The organism is Tenacibaculum sp. M341 (assembly GCF_004337695.1).
Lineage (GTDB): Bacteria > Bacteroidota > Bacteroidia > Flavobacteriales > Flavobacteriaceae > Polaribacter.
Window position 1 is genome coordinate 18,762 of sequence record NZ_SJXJ01000013.1, and the last position, 18,468, is coordinate 37,229.

Annotated in this window: 19 protein-coding genes; 11 read left to right on the top strand and 8 right to left on the bottom strand. The window is 29.4% G+C overall.

The features are described 5' to 3' along the window. Position 1: 1 nt before the first annotated feature. The 7 genes from EYW44_RS14920 to EYW44_RS14950 all read left to right on the top strand — a co-directional run bounded on the left by EYW44_RS14920 (position 2) and on the right by EYW44_RS14950 (position 5,775). Positions 2–1,570: a sensor histidine kinase gene (locus tag EYW44_RS14920; protein ID WP_132724478.1), complete on the top strand. Its 1,569-nt coding sequence runs from the start codon at positions 2–4 to the stop codon at positions 1,568–1,570. Between the two features lie 18 nt (positions 1,571–1,588). Beyond that, positions 1,589–2,290 carry a response regulator transcription factor gene (locus EYW44_RS14925; RefSeq protein WP_132724479.1) on the top strand — a complete coding sequence of 234 codons (702 nt, stop codon included), beginning with the start codon at positions 1,589–1,591 and terminating at the stop codon, positions 2,288–2,290. An 80-nt stretch (positions 2,291–2,370) separates the two neighbouring features. Beyond that, positions 2,371–2,991 carry an L-threonylcarbamoyladenylate synthase gene (locus tag EYW44_RS14930; RefSeq protein WP_132724480.1) on the top strand — a complete coding sequence of 207 codons (621 nt, stop codon included), beginning with the start codon at positions 2,371–2,373 and terminating at the stop codon, positions 2,989–2,991. Next, positions 2,981–3,661 carry a ceramidase domain-containing protein gene (locus tag EYW44_RS14935; RefSeq protein WP_132724481.1) on the top strand — a complete coding sequence of 227 codons (681 nt, stop codon included), beginning with the start codon at positions 2,981–2,983 and terminating at the stop codon, positions 3,659–3,661. The genes EYW44_RS14930 and EYW44_RS14935 overlap by 11 nt, the downstream gene beginning before the upstream one ends. Beyond that, on the top strand, positions 3,651–4,355 hold the full coding sequence (locus EYW44_RS14940) for a helix-turn-helix transcriptional regulator (protein WP_132724482.1): 705 nt from the start codon (positions 3,651–3,653) through the stop codon (positions 4,353–4,355). The genes EYW44_RS14935 and EYW44_RS14940 overlap by 11 nt, the downstream gene beginning before the upstream one ends. A gap of 99 nt (positions 4,356–4,454) precedes the next feature. Then, positions 4,455–4,922 (top strand): GyrI-like domain-containing protein, encoded by a 468-nt coding sequence (locus tag EYW44_RS14945; RefSeq protein WP_132724483.1) that lies wholly within the window; start codon positions 4,455–4,457, stop codon positions 4,920–4,922. A gap of 181 nt (positions 4,923–5,103) precedes the next feature. Beyond that, positions 5,104–5,775 (top strand): response regulator transcription factor, encoded by a 672-nt coding sequence (locus tag EYW44_RS14950; RefSeq protein ID WP_132724484.1) that lies wholly within the window; start codon positions 5,104–5,106, stop codon positions 5,773–5,775. A gap of 143 nt (positions 5,776–5,918) precedes the next feature. On the opposite strand, the gene uvrA is transcribed toward EYW44_RS14950, so the two are convergent. From uvrA to EYW44_RS14965, 3 genes are all read right to left on the bottom strand, one after another. After that, positions 5,919–8,708, bottom strand: coding sequence for an excinuclease ABC subunit UvrA (uvrA, locus tag EYW44_RS14955; protein WP_132724485.1), 2,790 nt, complete (start codon positions 8,706–8,708; stop codon positions 5,919–5,921). Positions 8,709–8,785: 77 nt separating this feature from the next. Then, positions 8,786–10,183, bottom strand: a complete 1,398-nt coding sequence (locus tag EYW44_RS14960; RefSeq protein WP_132724486.1) for a hypothetical protein — start codon at positions 10,181–10,183, stop codon at positions 8,786–8,788. Between the two features lie 264 nt (positions 10,184–10,447). Further along, a complete protein-coding gene (locus EYW44_RS14965) occupies positions 10,448–12,001 on the bottom strand; it encodes a hypothetical protein (protein WP_132724487.1) in 1,554 nt (517 codons plus the stop codon). A gap of 530 nt (positions 12,002–12,531) precedes the next feature. Here EYW44_RS14965 and EYW44_RS14970 point away from each other — a divergent pair. Beyond that, complete coding sequence (locus EYW44_RS14970; protein ID WP_132724488.1) at positions 12,532–13,116, top strand: RNA polymerase sigma factor; 585 nt, start codon at positions 12,532–12,534, stop codon at positions 13,114–13,116. 58 nt (positions 13,117–13,174) lie between these two features. Next, complete coding sequence (locus EYW44_RS22275) at positions 13,175–13,318, top strand: hypothetical protein (RefSeq protein ID WP_165872235.1); 144 nt, start codon at positions 13,175–13,177, stop codon at positions 13,316–13,318. A 32-nt stretch (positions 13,319–13,350) separates the two neighbouring features. Here EYW44_RS22275 and EYW44_RS14975 read toward each other — a convergent pair whose 3' ends face one another. Next, positions 13,351–14,010 (bottom strand): endonuclease III domain-containing protein, encoded by a 660-nt coding sequence (locus EYW44_RS14975; protein WP_132724489.1) that lies wholly within the window; start codon positions 14,008–14,010, stop codon positions 13,351–13,353. 35 nt (positions 14,011–14,045) lie between these two features. Between EYW44_RS14975 and bcp the strand changes: the two genes are divergently transcribed. Then, on the top strand, positions 14,046–14,498 hold the full coding sequence (bcp, locus tag EYW44_RS14980) for a thioredoxin-dependent thiol peroxidase (protein ID WP_132724491.1): 453 nt from the start codon (positions 14,046–14,048) through the stop codon (positions 14,496–14,498). A gap of 14 nt (positions 14,499–14,512) precedes the next feature. On the opposite strand, the gene EYW44_RS14985 is transcribed toward bcp, so the two are convergent. From EYW44_RS14985 to EYW44_RS14995, 3 genes are all read right to left on the bottom strand, one after another. Then, the gene (locus EYW44_RS14985) at positions 14,513–14,893 is read right to left on the bottom strand and encodes a DUF6326 family protein (protein WP_306766636.1); all 381 of its coding nucleotides are present in this window, start codon (positions 14,891–14,893) and stop codon (positions 14,513–14,515) included. A 198-nt stretch (positions 14,894–15,091) separates the two neighbouring features. Then, complete coding sequence (locus tag EYW44_RS14990) at positions 15,092–15,670, bottom strand: Crp/Fnr family transcriptional regulator (protein ID WP_132724495.1); 579 nt, start codon at positions 15,668–15,670, stop codon at positions 15,092–15,094. Between the two features lie 63 nt (positions 15,671–15,733). After that, the gene (locus EYW44_RS14995; RefSeq protein ID WP_132724497.1) at positions 15,734–16,372 is read right to left on the bottom strand and encodes a glutaredoxin family protein; all 639 of its coding nucleotides are present in this window, start codon (positions 16,370–16,372) and stop codon (positions 15,734–15,736) included. Positions 16,373–16,526: 154 nt separating this feature from the next. Between EYW44_RS14995 and EYW44_RS15000 the strand changes: the two genes are divergently transcribed. Next, entirely contained in the window at positions 16,527–16,916 is a 390-nt protein-coding gene (locus EYW44_RS15000; protein WP_132724499.1) for a Fur family transcriptional regulator, read from the top strand. 53 nt (positions 16,917–16,969) lie between these two features. Here EYW44_RS15000 and EYW44_RS15005 read toward each other — a convergent pair whose 3' ends face one another. Further along, entirely contained in the window at positions 16,970–18,238 is a 1,269-nt protein-coding gene (locus EYW44_RS15005; protein ID WP_132724501.1) for a S8 family serine peptidase, read from the bottom strand. Between the last annotated feature and the right edge of the window lie 230 nt (positions 18,239–18,468).

Sequence of the window (18,468 nt, forward strand, 5' to 3'; positions counted from 1 at the left end):
AATGGGAAGGAGAATATTTATTGTAATTGTAGCGTTAATGAGTATTTCCTTAGTAGGAATTATAGCGGTTCAAGTATATTGGGTAAAGGATGCAGTTAAGAGTAAACAGTTAGAATTTCAGAGTAATGTTACCATAGCTTTAGCTAAAACATCAGAAAGGATAAAGGAGCGAGAGTATAATGATTTTGTTGATAAATATGGAGCATTATTTGAGGATGATACACATAGAACAACTGCCGAAATAAAGAATTATTTATTTCAGCAAATAGATACAGTTAGTAAACGTAAATTTACATTTGGAGCAACTATTTTAGAAGAAAATTTTAAAATCCCCGTAGATTTTGTCGATAATGATAGTGTGATAGTAAAACGTTTTACTGGTAAAGAAGATTTCAAGTTTAAGACGACTTACGGGTCTGATAGCGATGAATATGGTTCTTATGCTGGTAAGAATACCTTTTCAAGGTACATGACCTATCCTAATTGGCAAAAAAAACAGATTGAATACGTGTTCGCACAGAACAGAAGTCGTTTTCCAATTCATCAAAGAATAAGTAAGAGAGAATTAAATAATACACTTAGAGATGAATTAGCAAAGAGAAATATTCACCAAGAATTTAAATTTGGTGTGTATGAAGGAGGACTGGCAACCAAAATCAAATCAGGGTATTTTAAGATAAATGAAGCCAATAGTTACTTTTATCCATTATTAGAAGATGATAATGGAAACAGTAATTACAAGCTTTATATTTCATTTCCGAATGAGAAAAAAAGTTTATTATCTAGTATGATGGAGATGTTATTGTTGTCATTATTCTTTATTGGAATAATTATTGCTGCATTCTCAACATCATTATATCAGTTAATTCGTCAAAAGAAATTATCTGAGATAAAAACAGATTTTATAAACAATATGACACATGAGTTTAAAACACCTATTGCAACTATAAATTTAGCCTTAGATGCAATTAAGAATCCTAAAATTATAGGAGATGAAGAAAAGGTGAAACGTTATGTGCAAATGATAAGAGATGAAAACAAAAGAATGCACGGACAGGTTGAAAATGTTTTAAGAATATCTAAGTTAGAGAAAAACCAAATAGAGATAACTAAAGAAGCTGTTGATGCGAATGATATTATTGAAGAAGCAATAGAGCATGTAAAGCTATTAGTATCTAACAAAGGTGGAGATATAAATGCTCATTTTAAAGCAATATCAACAGAGGTGTTAGGGAACCAGTTTCACTTAACAAACGTGTTTGTAAATATATTAGAAAATGCAATTAAATACTCTGATAATGCACCTAAGATAGATGTATACACAGAGAACACGAATAAGTTTTTTATTTTAAAAATAAAAGATCAAGGAATAGGAATGAGCAAAAATGCTCAAAAGTATGTGTTCGATAAATTTTATAGAGAACATAAAGGTAACATTCATAATGTAAAAGGACATGGTTTAGGCTTAGCGTATGTGAAAGAGATTGTCGATAGCCATCATGGAACAGTGCATGTGGAAAGTGAGAAAGGTAAAGGAAGCGTATTTACAGTAAAACTACCATTAATATAAACTGAAGGGTAAACAAAAATGGGTACAAGAAAAATTTTATTAGTAGAAGATGATCCGAATTTCGGAACAGTCTTAAAAGATTATTTAGCATTAAATGATTACAATGTAACACATGCTAAAGATGGAATTGAAGGTTTAATTATGTTTAAAAACTCAGAGTATGATCTTTGTATTTTAGATGTAATGATGCCAAGAAAAGATGGCTTTTCATTAGCTCAAGATATTAGAGCAACAAACAAAGAAGTGCCAATTATCTTTTTAACAGCAAAAACAATGAAAGAAGATGTGTTAAGAGGATACCAAGTTGGTGCAGATGATTATCTAAACAAGCCTTTTGATTCTGAAGTTTTGCTACATAAAATAAAAGCTATATTACAGCGTAAAGAAACAGAAAAATCAAAAGATGACGATCAATTTGAATTTAATATTGGTAAGTTCTCTTTTAATTCTAAATTAAGACATTTATCTTTTAATGGTGATGAACCGCAAAAATTATCACCAAAAGAAAGTAAATTACTAAGAATGTTAGCTGTTCACAAAAATGATTTAATGCCAAGAGAACTAGCTTTAACAAAAATTTGGAGAGACGATAATTATTTTACATCTAGAAGTATGGATGTATACATTGCAAAACTAAGAAAGTATTTAAAGCTTGACGAAAATGTAGAAATTTTAAACATACATGGAGAAGGCTTTAGATTAATTGATAGCGAAGCATAAAAACTAAACATAAAAAAACAAAAACTTCAAAATAGAGACTACTATTAGAAGTTTTTGTTTTTTTATTACAATATGTAACAATGGCACAGTTTGTTAAAATATATAATGATAATCCCAACCCAAGGGAAATAGAAAAGGTTGTAAAGGTTTTACAAAATGGAGGATTAATTATTTATCCTACAGATACGGTTTATGGGCTAGGTTGTGATATAACCAATAACAAAGCAATGGAAAAACTAGCCAGAATAAAAGGAGTAAAACTAGAAAAAGCCAACTTCTCTTTTGTGTGTAATGATTTAAGTCATTTATCAGATTATGTAAAGCAAATACAAACGCCTGTTTACAAAATTTTAAAAAGAGCTTTACCAGGTCCGTATACATTTATTTTACCTGGTAGTACAAATTTGCCTAAAGCATTTAAAAAGAAGAAAACGGTAGGTATTCGTGTGCCCGATAATGACATTGCTAGAACTATAGTTCAGCAGTTAGGAAATCCAATAGCATCAACTTCTATTCATGATGAAGATGAGGTAATAGAGTATACGACTGATCCGGAATTGATTTTTGAAAAGTGGCAAAACTTAGTAGATATTGTAATTGATGGAGGTTATGGAGATAATCATGCATCAACTATTATTGATTTAACAAAAGATGAACCAGAAGTAATCAGAGAAGGCAAAGGAAGTGTAGATGTTATATAGCTTATTTCAAAAATTTCCAAACGACACAGGTCCTATATATCAAGAAACAATTCAAGGAAGATTACCAGTAGAACCCTTCAATACATTTAGTAATCTTATTTTTATTGTTATTCTGATTTATTTTGGAAAAAAGATTTATAAGAATCCTAAGCAACATCCCTTCTTTTTATTTGCAATTCCAGTAATATTTATAAGCTGGATAGGTGGTACCATGTTTCACGGAACCAGAAGCCATCAATTTTGGTTACTTTTAGATTGGTTACCTATAATGGTTGTATGCCTTGGAGGTATCATTTATTTTATAGGAAAACTGCAAAGAGAGTGGTGGAAACGTCTATTATTATTTATAGGTTTTTTAGCAATTAGTATTTTACCTAGGTTTTTACCAGTTTCTCAAACATACAGAATATCTTTTGGATATGTAGTAACAGCCGTTTCAGTTGTTATTCCTTTTATTTTGTATGCATATAAAACTCAATGGAAACATAGTAAATATATTTTTTTAGGTTTCTTTATTTTTGGAATAGCGGTAACTTTTCGGTCTTTAGATGGTGTTAGAGTTATTTTACCAATGGGAACACATTGGCTATGGCATACTTTCGGAGGCATAGCTGTATTTTTTCTATTATACTATATTTATGTAGATAAAAAAGAGTTAAATGGAAGCTAAACCCAGAATAGCACGTTTAACCGCTATTGTAATTCAATTACAATCTAAAAAAATAGTAACAGCTACCTTTTTAGCAGAAAAATTTAATGTTAGTGTAAGAACTATTTATAGAGATATAAGGACATTAGAAGCATCTGGTGTTCCTATTTATACAGAAGAAGGTAAAGGATATTCGTTATTAGAGAATTTTTATTTACCTCCAGTAATGTTTTCTGAAGAAGAAGCAAATGCTTTAATTACTGCAGCTAATTTTATTGATAAAAACAAAGATGAATCGTTAGTGCAACATTATACAAATGCGCTAACTAAAATTAAATCTGTATTAAAAAGTACCCAAAAAGAAAAGGTTGAACTACTTTCAGAAAGAATTGTTTTTAGAAACAACATAGAAGAAGAAACAAGTAGTAAAAACTTAATCAAAATTCAATCAGCAATTACTAGTTTTAACCTAATAGAAATAACATATTTATCGTTAGAAAATAAATTCACAAAGAGAGTAGTTGAACCGTTTGCATTGTATAGTACTAATGAAAATTGGCTATTGATAGCTGTGTGCAGATTAAGAGATGATTTTAGAGTTTTTAGATTAGATCATATTCAACAGCTAATAATTTTAGAGGAAAAGTTTGAAAAACATACTATTACTTTACAAGAGTATTTTGAAATCTGTAGATCAAAATTTTCAAACTCATAAAAAATCGAGTATTGTTTTTTAATCGAAAAACACCCCTGACATACCTTTGACATAGTTCGTGTTTAGCTTTGTTTCATAATTATTAATTACCTATAAATTATGAAAACAATACAGAAAGAAAATTTAAAAATTATTGGAATTTCAGTGCGAACAACTAATCAGAATCAACAAGCAGCAAAAGATATACCTGCACTTTGGGAACAATTTGTAACTACTAATGTTATTGATAAAATACCTAATAAATTAGACGGAAAAGTATTTTCTGTTTACACTGATTATGAAAGTGATTATATGGGGAGTTATACTACTATTTTAGGTTGTGAAGTTTCTTCATTGGAAAATGTACCAGAAGGAATGACTACTGTAGAAATACCAGCAGATTTTTATACAAATTTTACTATAAATGGGCAGCTAAACGAGAATATAGTTTACAACAAATGGCTTGAGATTTGGCAGTCTGATATTAAAAGAAGTTATCATTCTGACTTTGAAGTTTATGAAAAAAGTACATTAAAAGAACAAAAAGGAACTGTCAATATTTACATAGCTACAGAAAAGGTTAACTAGTTATTATGTAGCGTGTAAGAGATTTAATAATTGATAAAATTTCGGTTAAAAAAGTTAATAAGAACCCCTTATTAACTTTTTTTTTTGAAAAAAAAATAAAAAAACGGTAGGGTATTTCTGTAGTTGCTTGTCTTATTAGTGTAAAAAGTTATTAAACCTATTAAAAAATTTAAGAGATAAAATGAAAAAAGCTAAAGTTATATTACTCGTTGAAGATTTGAACTACGGATTATTATTGAAAGATTTTTTAGGACTACATAATTATCAAATCACATTTACTAATAATAAGTTAGAAGCATTGTTAAAACTAAGAGAAATAGAGTGTGATTTATTTGTAACAGATTTAACTTCGGTAGACAGTTTAAAAATCAGTATTAAGAAAATACACGAAAATTTACCAATTCTTTTCTTAAGAGAAAAAGCAAGTCAAGATGGTCAGTTAAGAACTTTAGATACTAAATTAAACTATAGTTTATTTACACCTTTTTATCCATCAGTTTTATTAGAAAAGATAAAACATATTCTTATGGATGTTGCTGAAAATAAAGCAAATCAATCAGAATTTACAATAGGTAACTTTATATTTAATTCACAACAGCGCTTTCTTAGATTTAAGAACGAAGCACCAAAAAAATTATCGCCAAAAGAAAATAAGTTATTAAGAATTTTATCTCTTAATAAGAATGAGTTAACGCCTAGGGATTTGTTGTTAACTAAAATTTGGTATGATGATAACTATTACACATCAAGAAGTATGGATGTATATATAGTGAAATTAAGAAACTACTTAAAACTAGATAAAGATATTAGTATTTTAACAGTACATGGAAAGGGATTGAAACTTTGTTGTTAGCCACAAACACAATTGTTTGTTAATTAATGCCCAGTAAAAAATTATTAAATTTCTCTTTTACACTTTCATTTTAATAATACATTACTGGGCTTATCTCTTTTAAAATGATACACATAAAAAATGCGTATCATTTTATTTTTAAACTAATCAAGCTTTTCCTTTACAAAAATTGCAGTTTGAGATTCTTTATTTTTAATTAACTCTTCAGGAGTTCCTTGGAAAATTAAATTACCTCCATTTTTACCACCTTCAACACCTAAGTCAATAATATAATCGGCACATTTAATTAAATCGATATTGTGTTCAATAACAATAATGGAATGTCCTTTCTCGATTAAAGCATTAAAAGAAGCTAGTAACTTATTAATATCATGAAAATGTAAACCAGTGGTAGGTTCATCAAAAATAAACAAGGCTTTATCTTTAGTATTCCCTTTAATTAAAAAAGAAGCTAATTTAATACGTTGTGCTTCTCCGCCAGAAAGAGTAGAAGATGATTGTCCTAGTTTTACATATCCTAAACCAACATCTTGTAAAGGTTTTAGTTTACGAGCAATTTTTTTCTCTTCAAATCGATTGAAAAATTCAATAGCATCATCAATAGTTAAATTTAAAATATCATCAATATTTTTATCGTTAAACTTAACTTCTAAAATTTCTTTTTTGAATCGTTTACCTTTACAGTGTTCGCATTGTAAGTGTACATCAGCCATAAACTGCATTTCAATAGTAACAACACCTTCACCTTTACACACTTCACATCTACCACCTTCAACATTAAAAGAGAAATGTTTTGGCTGATAGTTTCTTATATTCGATAGTTTCTGAGTTGATAGTAATTTACGAATATCGTCGTAAGCTTTAATATAGGTAACAGGATTCGATCTTGATGATCTTCCTATTGGGTTTTGATCAATAAATTCTATATGCTTTAGATTTTCGTAGCTACCCTCAACAGAAGTGTACTGACCAATTTTATCGCCATAACCAATAAGCTTTTTCTGCATTATTGGGTATAACAGTTTTTTTACTAACGTACTTTTTCCACTACCAGAAACTCCTGTTATTACAGTTAAGTTATTTAAAGGAAAAGTAACATCAATATTTTTTAAATTATTTTCTCTAGCTCCAATTACTTTTATAAAGTTATTGGTTTGACGCCTTTTTTTAGGAACTTCAATAACTCTTTTTTCAGATAAATATTGAGCAGTTAATGTTTCAGAGCTGATAATTTCATCGTAAGTACCATGCGCAACCACATCACCACCATACGTACCTGCCTCAGGACCGATATCGACAATGTAATCGGCTTCTTTCATGATATCTTCGTCATGCTCAACTACAATTACTGTATTTCCTAAATCACGTAAGTTCTTTAAAACTTTTATAAGTCGTTCAGTATCTTTTGGATGTAAACCAATACTAGGTTCGTCTAAAATATACATCGACCCCACTAAAGAACTACCTAATGAAGTAGCTAAATTGATTCGTTGACTTTCTCCTCCAGATAGTGTATTTGAAGTTCTGTTTAAAGTAAGATAGCTTAATCCAACATCAGTTAAAAACTGTAAACGGCTATTAATTTCTGATAGTAAACGATGTGCAATTTTCTCTTCATATTCATTTAATGTAATTGATTTAAAGAAGTCAGCTAATTCATCTAAAGGTAAATTAACAAGATCAGAAATTGTTTTCTTATTAATTTTCACATAATTGGCTTCTTTTCTTAAACGTTTACCATTACAATCATGGCAAGTAGTTTTTCCTCTGTAACGAGAAAGCATTACTCTATTTTGAATTTTATAACTTTTTTCCTCAAGCTCATTAAATAAATGATCAATTCCGTAGAATTTATCTGTACCACTCCAAATTAAATCCTTTTGTTCTTCGGTTAGTTCAAACCAAGGTTTATGAATTGGAATATCAAACTCAGCAGCATATAAAATTAGTTCTTCTTTATAACGTTTATAAGCATCTGTTCTAAAAGGAAAAATAGCATCTTCATATATTGATAGTCCAGTATTAGGAATTACTAAATCTTCGTCTATACCAATAACACTTCCGTACCCTTCACAAGTAGGACAAGCTCCATAAGGATTGTTAAAACTGAATAAATGAGTATTTGGCTCTAAAAACGTCATGCCGTCTAACTCAAATTTATTACTAAATAAAGTAGTGTTTTGTGTTTCTAAGTTTTCTATGTAACAAATTCCCTTTCCTTCAAAAAAGGCAGTTTGAGTAGCATCTCCTAAACGATTGTAAAAATCTTCATTATGTTGAACAATAACTCTATCAATAACTAACTCAAAAGAGTTTCCTTTGAATGAGTCTAATGGAAACTTTTCTATTCTATGAATTTTATCTTCATACTTAATTCTTGCATAGCCTTGTTGCGTAAGAACTTGTAAAACTTTGTCAATAGTTCTGTTTTCTGTGATCACAACAGGAGCCAGCAGCAGAAGTTTTGTTTTTTCAGGTAAATCTTTTACATGATTAATTACATCTGTAACGGTATGTTTTTTTACTTCATTACCAGAAATAGGAGAGAAGGTTCTTCCAATTCTAGCAAATAGTAACTTAATGTAATCGTAAATTTCTGTAGAGGTACCTACCGTAGATCTCGGGTTTGTTGAGTTTACTTTTTGCTCAATAGCAATTGCCGGAGCAATACCTTTAATATAATCTACTTTAGGTTTGTGTAGCTTACCTAAAAATTGACGTGCATATGATGATAAACTTTCTACATATCTTCTTTGTCCTTCTGCATACAGCGTATCAAACGCCAAAGAAGATTTACCAGAACCCGAAAGCCCAGTTATAACTACTAATTTATTACGTGGAATAACAACATCAATGTTTTTTAAATTATGGAGTTTTGCTCCTTTAATAATGATGTTTTCTTTAGGATTTATTTTAGCTATATCTACTTTCATTAACTCAAAAAAATATTCATCAAAAATAATGCTTTATTAGAAGGTAAAGAAATAAATGCAGTGTAGAATAATTATTGTTAATCTGATGGATAAGAAACAGCAATCATGAGTACCTGTGCTATTTTTGAATTTTCTGGGATGCTAATTTTTTGAAGAGGTTTACTACTATTTATTATTACTTGAACTGTATTTTTAGGAGTGAAAATGATTTCATTAGTGTTTTTTTTTGAATTTCTTCTAGGAAAATAATTACCTTTAATTTGAGCAAAAGGAATTTGTAGGGTTCCTTCAGTATAACTTTTTTTTAGTAGAGATAAAGCACTATTTTTTTGATTAAAAAGTATACTTATTGTAGGGGGGTTAGCAATTAAAAGCCCGGTAATTCTCCCAAAATTTCCACCTTGATTCAAACTACCAAGATTGTATGAAGGGGGAATTAGAAAACAATATCCCGTTTGTTCACAGTTTTTATTGTTGCTAGCCTGTTTAATAGCCTCTTCAAAATACCACCCCCAACTATTGGGTTGGCTCGTATTGTTTGAAGAATCTAGTTTGTTTTCTAAATAACTCAAAGGAGAAACAGGAATAAAGATATAGCCTTTATATTCAATTTTAATTTTTAAAATATCATCCAATTCAAATGAAGTTATTTTTTTATTAGTATTAGACTGAAATATCATACGTTCTCCACTTTTTGATTTTAAAGGAATGTCAATAGATATTTTAATAGTTCTTAGTGTATCATTTAAACCATTAACTATGCCTGCTTGTGAATTACCAAGGGCATATGCTGGGGAAAAACTATATACTTCACCATCGATGGTATTAAAGGTTTTAAGGCCTCCATTAGATGAGTTAGGAATTCGAGTGTTTTTTAAAGCATTTGAAAGAATCATAGAATTGTATCTAACATTTTTTTCTAAAATCAGGATGTCTTTAAAATATTCAAAATACAGAAAAATATCAGGTAAAAGTAAAGTTGCTGAAGCTGGTAAATTAGTGAATAGTGTATCTAAAGATGCAGTATGTACCATTTCATAAAAAGACAAAGGAGGTTTTTTATTGTTTTTTGAGTCGCTCCACGTATATGCTAAGCGGTACATTAAAATATAATCCAATTTGCTATCAATGGTTATTTTATAAGGCTTAAGTTTTTGATTAGCAATAGTAATTTGTTGACTTGTAATAGAATCAAATGTAGTTTCGTAGTTTTTTATAATTTTTTTAGATTGTTTTTTTTGTAGCTCAATATGTTTTCGTAAAAATGATTTATCGTCATTCCCTAATTGGTATTTGATAGAGGTTATGAGCTGTTTATAGGCATTAATAAAACCATTAGCAGTTGATAGTTGTACGCATCCTTTAATAGGAGAAGGAAAAACACGTGCACTAATATAATCGTATGTTTTTTGGTTAAATATTGAATTCTTATTCAGGTAAAAATAATAGAAGGTACTATGATTTGGGTCTACCAAAGGATATAAAGAACGAAAAGGAGTATTGGGAATTTTTTTTTTAATTGCTCAGCCCATTCATTAGTCAAAGAGAATCTATCTTTCAATACCTTCGTTTCATCATTTTGTGAAAATAATCTTACAACAGAAATAAAATATAATAAGAAAATGATACTATTTTGTTTAAGTACTCTATTTACAATCATTTTTTGAGATATTTAATGATAAGGAGGAGTAATAATATACTCCTCCCTAAGGTTTTATTAATTAATATTAGTTAAATAATTAACTTTTTCCTGCAACACCAGGATTAGTAATAGCTCCTGCAATTATAAAAGCTTGTTTCTGAAATTCAGGAAGTGAAATAATTTCCTTAGAAGGACTAAAAGTTAATGTGAACTCAGAGTTGTTAGAACCTTCTGAATATGAACTACCTGAAGCACCTGCATTAAAACCACCAAGCGAAATGAATCCAAATAATTTTAAATTACCAGAAACTTTCGTACTCCAGTTTTCTCTAAAACTTTTAAAGTCAGCATTTTTATATTTAATAGTAATGGTAGGATAATTACTAACAATAACATTATTCAACCATCCAAAATTACCGCCATCTTCAAAGGCTTTAAAGTCAAAAGGAGGAGGAGTAGAGGAAACAAATTTGAAACCACTTACATCTTTTCCTTGATTTTCAAAAGCTTGTCTGATAATAGATCCATTATACCAACCAGTATTAACATCTTGTTGCCAAGCAGAAGGACTAATAGGTACTATAGAGTATCCTTTATATTGAACTGTAATTTCAGCATCTTTACTAGTACCTTCAAAAGTAGACATGTCATAAGAAAACTGAGTTCCTAAAGAAAATTTAAGCCATGATCCTACAGAGAAACCAGTACTACCATTTATGCTAACATCTAAACTATCACCTGAAGCTTCGTGAGTAGTCATTTTAAATTCGATAACTCTAGATTCATTATTTAAATCATTTTGTATTGCGGCAATAGATTTATTAATATTCCAACCAGTTCTAAAGTTTTTATCAATACTTCCATCAACAGGATTAAAGGTCTTTATACCTCCATTAGCGTCTGTGGGAGTTGATGTGTTTTTAATAGCTTGTGCAACAGTCCAAGATCCATTTTGCATTTGAGTTTGTAAAGCATTAACAGGTGCTGTCATATTTAAATAAATAGAAACATCATTAATTACCTTATCTGAAGAACCAGGTCTTTGAGGTAATAAATCTTTGAGATTTCTAGCACTAGACATTTTTTCATAACTCAAAGGAGGTTGATCGTTCGCTTGTGTACCACTCCACTGTGTACCTAAAACATAGCTAATTACATAGTCATATTTTGTGGCTACACCCCATGGACCAACTACCGATTTAGCTTCTTCCATTTGCGCCTTAGTAATTTCGCCGTATGTACTTTGAAAATCTTGTACGATAGTTGCTTGTTGAGCAGATGCATTGCCCTGTACTGTATTCATTTTTTCTGTATCTGCATTATTCAAAGTATATGCAATACCACTTAATACTTGAATATAGTTGTTAGGAAAAGTACCAGCCTCTCCAAGTGCTGCAGACGGACTTACTTTTCCAGGAGAAATATTACCAGTGATAAAATTATAAGTACCTCTATTGAAAATATTATCAAGGTTTTGCCAGTTGTAAATAAAACCTCCTTGAGAAGGAAATTGAATAGGATAAACAGTATCATTAATAATACCTCTTACGGCATTTTGAGTTTGCTGTTGCAATACCTCATAATACTTATTTTCTACAGAATTGGTGCTAACGGCTAGCACATCTTTAATAGTTGCGGTTAAATTACTCATCATTTGATTGTTTTATTCCTACTCATAAGGCTTTTCAGAGGACGCCTCGTTTTTTATAGTAGTTTCTGAACTCTACTTTAAAAAGAGAGAAATAGCGCTATTTGTAACTCTCATTTCAAAGTTACCACGGGTATTGTGTCGTATTTAATTAAATGCTTTAAGCGTTTGTTTTTCAGGTTTAAGTGTTTGAAATTTGGCTTGAGCGTTTTAGTTTCAGAAAAAGGTTTAATAACAAGTGTTTTAAAATAGTATTAGGCTAAATTTTGTGATTAATGTTAGAAGTTTTATAACAAGTTTGTTTTAAATTAATAAGAGTTTAATGAGAATCATATAAATCAAGCGATTTAACTTTTTAATTTTAGAGATTACAATAAAAATGCAGAAAAAATTTGGTTTTAAAGATAAAATAAAGCATATTTGTGCTTTAATCAAAAACTTAAAACACAAGCATATAGAATAAAATTACTTTTTAAAATTTATCAAAATTCCCTAATTGAAGAATCTAATTCTTCCCTAAAAAGTAATATATTATGCAAAGTAAGGCAAGAGAAGACAGTGTTTTAGTTAAAGAGTACATTCAAGGAAATGAAGTAGCTCTTGAAATCTTAGTTAAAAGACATCAGCAAAGAATTTTTAGTTTTATTTATAGTAAGGTACAAGATAAAGATGTAGCTGAAGATGTTTTTCAAGATACTTTTATAAAAGTTATTAGAACATTAAAGAGAGGATCATACAACGAAGAAGGTAAGTTTTTACCTTGGGTTATGAGAATTTCTCACAACTTAGTAATTGATTATTTTAGAAAAAATAACAGAATGCCTTTGTTTAATAATTCCGATGATTTCGATATTTTTTCAATTATTAGTGATGATTCTTTGAATGCAGAGAGAAGAATTATTAAAGAACAAGTCTTAAAAGATGTTAAAAATTTAATTGAAGAATTGCCAAACGAGCAAAAGGAAGTGCTTAAAATGAGAATGTATATGGATATGAGTTTTAACGAAATATCAGAGAATACAGGGGTTAGTATCAATACGGCTTTAGGAAGAATGAGATATGCTCTAATAAATTTAAGAAAAGTAATTGAGGAAAATAATATAGTATTGTTAGATTAATAACAATATAATATGAAATTTAGCGTTGTATAGTTAGTATAATAAAAATAAAAACTATATGCCAAAAATTTACTCTGATAAATCATCTGATAAAGAGATGAACCCTCAACAAAAGACAGTACAATTTATATTAGATTTTTCAAGGTCTTTAAGAACAATAAGGACTAGTTCTAATGTTATGATTGAATTGAATTTGAATTAAATCATTAAAAGCTTCAGTAAAAACTGAAGCTTTTATTTTTTACGCTTTTTGTAATAGTCATCAATTACAGTTTTACGTCCAATAGTTTTAGTAATTAAATCATTTTCTAAATTCCAGCCTCTAGCAGGTGAGTACTCTCTTCCGTAAAAAATAATTTGAAGATGTAGTTTGTTCCAAATTTCTTTAGGAAATAGTCGCTTAGCATCTTTTTCTGTTTGATTGATACTTTTTCCATTTGTAAGATTCCAACGATACATTAAACGATGAATGTGAGTATCTACTGGGAAAGCAGGAATGTTAAAAGCTTGCGCCATTACTACACTCGCAGTTTTATGCCCAACAGCAGGTAAAGCTTCTAAAGCTTCAAAATCAGCAGGTACTTCTCCGTTATGTTTTTCTATTAATATTTCAGATAAACCATGAATTCCTTTTGATTTCATTGGAGATAAACCTACAGGTTTTATAATATCTCTAATTTCATCAATAGTTAATTTAACCATGTCATAAGGATTATCTGCTACTTTAAATAATAAAGGAGTAATTTTATTTACACGTTCATCTGTACTTTGTGCAGACATTAACACAGCTATTAATAATGTATAAGGATCTGTATGATCTAATGGAATAGGTGTTTCTGGATATAATTCTTCCAAAGTATCAATTACAAACTGAACTTTTTCGGTTTTGTTCATTTTTTCTGTATTTTTACTTAACAAAAATACGAATTATGACTACATTAAACGCAGGAGATAAAGCACCAAATTTTGAAGCTAAAGATCAAGCAGGAAATATGATTAAACTTTCTGATTATGCAGGTAAAAAATTAGTGTTGTTTTTTTATCCTAAAGCAAGCACACCAGGGTGTACAGCAGAAGCTTGTAACTTAAGAGATAATTATCAAACATTTTTGGCTCAAGGTTATGATGTATTAGGTGTAAGTGCAGATAGTGCAAAGCGTCAACAAAATTGGATTAATAAGCATGAGTTACCTTTTCCTTTATTAGCAGATGAAGATAAAGCAGTTATTAATGCCTTTGGAGTTTGGGGACCAAAAAAGTTTATGGGGAAAGAGTATGATGGTATTCACAGAACTACTTTTGTAATAGATGAAAATGGTGTAATTGAAGAAGTTATAGCTAAAGTAAAAACAAAAGAGCATACAGCTCAAATTTTAAAATAGTTACCTGTTATTTATTAATAAAAACTACAAAAGCTTTCGTTTATGAAAGCTTTTGTAGTTTTATACGTTTCCAATTCCAAGCAATATAAATAATAGAAAATTAATGTAATTATTTCAACAGTACTGAAGAAAATGTAGTGTAAGCTATTTTCTCCGATAGCTAAACTACCAATCTGAATAATTAGCATCATTATTCCTACTATTATGTTTAAAAGTCTGTTGAGTTTATAAAAAGTTATTTTAGAAAGAATAATCATTAGCATTGGAATTTCCATAATTAAAGCAAAAGTGAGTAAGAATTTTTCAGTAAAAATAATTTCTCCTACGTTTCCATTTAATATTTGCTGTAAATAGTCTGAAAGCATTAATGAAAATACATCACAAAAAAATATAATTCACGCTTAAAAAAATCCAGAAATAGGGGAGTAAAGTCTCTTTTTTCATGACTTTTTTGTGTTAATTAGGAATAAAATTTGTTTTGAATTGTAAGAAGCGAGGGGTGGTAAAAAATAAGTGTTATTCATCATATCTATTTAGTATGTTTAGTTTTAGCTAAACTAAATAGGATACAACTCAAAAAACGATCACTAAAGTTAACGAATACTAGTTTTTTCTTTTGCCGTAATGCGAGAGCGAATTCTACTTAATGATTGTGGTTTTACTCCAATAAAACTGGCTAATTGATGTTGAGGTACTCTTTGTATTAAATCGGGTTTGGTTTTCAATATATTTAAATAGCGTTCTTCAGGAGAAAGAATTTTAAATAAATCAAAATCAATTTGTTGTTTGTTTAAAACTTCTTCAGAAAGTATACGGCATAAGCTTTCAAACTTAGGGAATTTTTCAAACATTTTTATTTCTAATTCAGGATTAGAAACTAGTACAATTGAATTTTCAACACAAGCTATATTTTTTTCTGAAGTTTGATTTAATGCATTAATAGCTGTCATTTCAGTGTGAAAAGAAGTTGTTTTTTCTTCGCCTTTAATAATGTAGTAAGATCTAAGGCAACCTTTCAAAACAAAGAAAGACTCATTTGAAAATTGTCCCTCTTTAAGTAAAATAGATCCTTTTTTTTCTGATTTAAAAACACCCAAAGAAATAATAGCTTTTTTTTCTTCTTCTGTTATGGTGATGTATTTTGAAATAAAATTGAATAAAATTTCGTGCATTTTACTTTAAGATTACCTTATAAAGATATCCTATCTAGTATTAAAAACAAAAATTACTGTTTACTAAGATCTATTTTTAAACTCTTTCTTTAAACTTTTTAAAAAGGATTTTAGGTTATCAATACTATAATGTAAATTACCATTTACCAAAATTACTGGATAGGTAATTCTACGAGCTTTTTGATTATTAAGTTTCATTGTTGCCCACATTAATGAGTTATTTACATTATTTCTGTAGGTATCAATATATTTGTATTTAATGTCGTTTCTATCAAGATAATCAACTGTCATTTTGCACCTAGAGCATCCTTTGGTAGAGAAAAGAACAATACCATTATTAAAGTCATGTTCTTCGTTTAAAACGGATGATATCAGTTTATTTTGTCTTTCTTTTATTTGACTTTCCGTAGCCTTTGCATTGTAATTAAAAGAATAATTATAAAAGTAATCTCCTGTAATTTTTAATTCAGTAAAATTAAGATTTTGGTGAGCAGGAATTAACTTTTTCAAAGGTTGAGAATAGCCAGATAAACCTTTTATAGAATCTAGTGTAAGTGTTACTTCTTGATCTAGTTCAGAATTATTAATTCCTTGAAAAATAATACTGTTATTTTCAGTAAGAACCTTAAAAATAACTTCTTTTTCTTGAGAGAAAATAAATGTATTATAAAGAAGTATAATGAATGATATTATTTTTTTCATAGCATAAATTAAATAGCTTTTTTAAAAAAGCATATAGTTATAGTTAATTAAGCAAGGCAAATATAATATATTTGTATATAAGGGGATCGGCTATATAATTTACTAAAAGTTTATAAAGAGAAGGATTTTAGAGTGTAACATTAAACTTTTTTTCATGGAAAATAAAAAAACAAGGAATACAGAAAAGCAAGAACAAGTTAGAAATATTCTGACTGAATCAAATCATGCTATGTCTGCTGAAGACATTATGAAATCCATGACAGTAAAGGTTAATAAAAGTACAGTGTATAGAATTTTAGATAGGTTTATGCAAAGTGGTTTTATTCATTCTATAGTTGATCAAAATGGAAAGGCTTTTTATGCACCATGCAAAACTTGTAAAGAAGATCATACAATTCACAATCATTTACATTTTGAATGTCAGGAATGCAAAGAAATTACTTGTCAACCTAATACTAAAGTAGAGGTGCCTAATTTAGATGGTTTTGAAATTAAAGAAGCTAAGTTTTTACTAATAGGAATATGTAGTAAATGTAAAACATAAAAAAACCACTTGCCAAGCAAGTGGTTTTATATTTATAAGATCTTTGTTAGATATTATCTTACAGCAATAGGATAGTTTTCACCTCTATTAGATACAGATCCAGAAGTTCTTGGAGCTCCGTTTCTAGCATGCATAATACCTGCTACGTGAGGAGAAGCCATAGATGTACCACTTAAAGTAGCATAACCTCCGTTTAAGTATGTACTTCTTACACTACTTCCTGTAGCAATAACATCAATAGGATTCATGTTATAGTTAGAGAAAGAAGAGAAAGAACGGTTACAAGTCATAGAAGCAACAGTGTAAATTCTACTTCCGTTAACACATGCAGGAGCATAGCTAGCTGCATTTGCACTACTGTTACCAGCAGCAATTGCTACGTAAGTACCACCATTAGATAATGCATTTAAAGCGCTTACATAAGAAGAACTAGAAGAACATCCTGATCCGAAGAATCCTCCTAAACTTAAGTTAGCAACATCACCAGCGATATCATATCTACCAACGTGGTTGATACCAGCTAAGATAGTAGAAGTACTACTTCCACCGCTACATCCGAAAACTCTTACAGGAACAACAGCAGCACCAGCAGAAACACCAACAACACCAGTGTTATTGTTTATAGCTGCAGCAGTACCAGCAACGTGAGTTCCGTGTCCGTTACAATCGTTAGCAGATCCACCTACGAATGATCTTGCATAAGTAGTGTTTGTTACTACGTTAAGGTCTGGGTGATCTAAATCGATACCAGAATCAATGATCCAAATCCACTCATCTCTAGAAGAACTATTAACAAATCCTCCAGCTCTAGAAATACCACAAGGAGTTTCCTGAGCCATTCTTTGAGACTTATCACCAGAAACAACGTCTTCTATTTGAAACTTAGGAATTTCGATAATTTGATCGAATTCAATAGTTGCAACGTTTGGATCTTTAGAAAGTTTTTGGAATTCAGCATCGTTTAATTTCATTGCCATACCAGTAATTTCTGTAGTATAGTAATTTAAAACGTTACTCTTATCTAATTCATTCTTAGATAAAATGTCATTCATTTTAGAAATAGACGCTTCAGAAATAGCATCTACTGATTTTGCCTTAGCTTCTCTACTAGTGAAAGCAGATTTAGAAACTATTGTTGAGGTTGGAGCGATTGAAGAATTTTTGAAAACTACAATGTACTGACCAGGAATGATGTTACCTTCGTTACCAGCAGCTTCTGCTGTAGTGTCAAGATCACTCTCTGTAGCATTTTCATTTTGACAAGAAGTCAAAACCATTGCCGACATTAGGACACCTAATGCCAATTTACTGAAATTTTTCATAATTAAAATTTAAAGGGTTAATGAATTAAAATTCGTGAACAAATTTAGAGGATATCAGCATAAAAAAAAACACGTTAGAGAGAGCTAAGTGTTTAAAATTGAAATATGTATGTTTTTTTTGAAGTGGTTTTTATCATTAAGCAACTAATTCGCATTAGGCTACTAAAGGGTTTTCTATTGATAATAATGTTAAAAAGTTAATATTTTATTTAAGAAAATATTAACTTTTT